The sequence below is a fragment of the Microcella sp. genome, from assembly GCF_030645145.1.
Classification (GTDB): domain Bacteria; phylum Actinomycetota; class Actinomycetes; order Actinomycetales; family Microbacteriaceae; genus Microcella.
Genome location: NZ_JAUSMI010000125.1, coordinates 1 through 2,029 on the forward strand (window position 1 = coordinate 1; position 2,029 = coordinate 2,029).

At 71.4% G+C, this 2,029-nt stretch carries 3 protein-coding genes; all 3 read right to left on the minus strand.

The annotated features are described in order from the left end of the window. Positions 1–156: 156 nt before the first annotated feature. Positions 157–618, minus strand: a complete 462-nt coding sequence (locus tag Q7T15_RS08370) for a type II 3-dehydroquinate dehydratase (protein ID WP_304695198.1) — start codon at positions 616–618, stop codon at positions 157–159. Between the two features lie 40 nt (positions 619–658). Next, positions 659–1,744, minus strand: a complete 1,086-nt coding sequence (aroB, locus tag Q7T15_RS08375; protein WP_304695200.1) for a 3-dehydroquinate synthase — start codon at positions 1,742–1,744, stop codon at positions 659–661. Next, positions 1,741–2,029: shikimate kinase (locus Q7T15_RS08380; protein ID WP_304695202.1), on the minus strand; the 289-nt coding region annotated here is incomplete at its 5' end. The genes aroB and Q7T15_RS08380, both read right to left, overlap by 4 nt.

Genomic DNA, 2,029 nt, shown 5'->3' on the forward strand with positions numbered 1-2,029 from the left:
GCAGCACCCGTTGAACCAGGATCATCCGACCGGCAGGCGCCAGCCTCGCATTACGGTGGACCACGAGAAGGCCTTCCTCTTCGAAGTGTCTAGACACCACTCAGAATGAAGGCCTTCTCCTCAGCCTTGTGTCACCAACGTCCTGACCGGGTACAGCTAGAGCGCGCCGGTGATGCGGGCGAGAGCGAGGCGGTACGAGCCGAAGCCGAAGCCGGCGATGACGCCCGTCGCGACGCCCGAGATGACGCTCGTGTGCCGGAACTCCTCGCGGGAGTGCGGGTTAGAGAGGTGCACCTCGATGAGCGTCAGCCCGGCCTTCGTGACGAGCGCGGCGGCGTCGCGCAGCGCGTACGAGTAGTGCGTGAAGGCCGCGGGATTGAGGATGACGGCGCTGCCGGTGTCGACCGCCTCGTGCAGCCAGCCGATGAGCTCGGCCTCGTCGTTCGTCTGCCGCAGCTCGAGCGCGACGCCCTCGGGCGCGGCGCCGGCGAGCTCGGTCCGCAGGTCGTCAAGGGTGCCGGTCCCGTACACGTCGGGCTCGCGGGTCCCGAGCCGATTGAGGTTCGGGCCGTTGAGCACGAGCACGCGGGCCGGTGCCGTGCGATCGGGGTCGGTCATGCGCTCACTGTACCGACGTGGTGCGCGGTGACGAGGGAGGTCACTCCCCCACCTCCTGGTAGGCGGCGAAGAGCATCGACTCGTCGGTGCCGTTGAGCACGCGGGGGCGCCCGATGTCGTCCAGGATGATGAAGCGCAGCATCCCGGCGCGCGCCTTCTTGTCGCGCTGCATCGTCGCGAGCAGGGTCTTCCAGCGCCCGAGCGGGTAGCTCGTGGGCAGGGTGAGCGAGGCGAGGATGCGCCGCGTGCGGTCGACCGCCTCGGCCGGGAGCGAGCCGGCGAGGTGCGAGAGCTCGGCGGCGAACACCATGCCGATCGCGATCGCGGCCCCGTGGCGCCAGCGGTACCGCTCGGCGTGCTCGATCGCGTGGCCGAGCGTGTGGCCGTAGTTCAGGATCTCGCGCAGCCCCTGCTCGGTGAAGTCGTCGCTCACGACGTGAGCCTTGACGCGGATGCTGCGCTCGATCAGTTCGCGGAAGACGGGCGTCGTCGGGTCGGTCGCGATCGTCACGTCGGCCTCGAGCAGATCGAGGATGACGGGGTCGGCGATGAACCCGGCCTTCACGACCTCCGCGAACCCGGCGAGGATCTCGTTCTGCGGCAGGCCGTCGAGCAGGTCGAGGTCGACGAGGACGGCCCTCGGCGCGTAGAAGGCGCCGACGAGGTTCTTGCCCTCCGCGGTGTTGATGCCGGTCTTCCCGCCGACCGCGGCGTCGACCATGCCGAGCACGGTCGTCGGGACCTGGATGAGCGGCACGCCGCGCAGCCACGTGGCGGCTACGAACCCGGCGAGGTCGGTCGTCGCGCCGCCGCCGAGCCCGAGCACGGCATCCGTTCTCGTGAAATCGGTCTGGCCCATGATCTGCCAGCAGAAGGCGGCGACCTCGACGCGCTTCGCCCCCTCGGCGTCGGGGACCTCGGCGAGCAGGACCTCGATGCGGCCGGCGAGCTGCTCGCGCAGGCGCTCGGCGACGGGGGCGAGCGGCGGCGCGTGCACGACGAGCATCTTCGCGACGGTCGGCGGCAGGTGCGCGTCGATCGAGGCGAGGAGGCCGCGGCCGACGGTGATCGCGTAGGGGTCGGCTCCCGTGACCTCGATGACGGTCGGCGCGTTCGAGTCGCTCATGCGCGGTCTCCTTCGGTGGTGCGGGCGGGTGTCTCACGGGCGGTCGCCCACTCGGCGATCTCGGCGGCGATGCGGTCGATGGGGCGGGTGGAGGTCTCCCACGTCGCGGCGGCGAGGCGCTCGTAGACGGGCATGCGCTGGGCGACGAGCGCGCTCCACGCCTCGACGCTCGCGCTCAGCGGCCGCGTGCCCGTCGCGAGGCGTGCCGCGACGGCCTCGGGCGTCGCCGTGAGCAGCACGACGGGCAGCCCCGCGAGCTGCGCCTGCGTGTCGGCGTCGAGCACG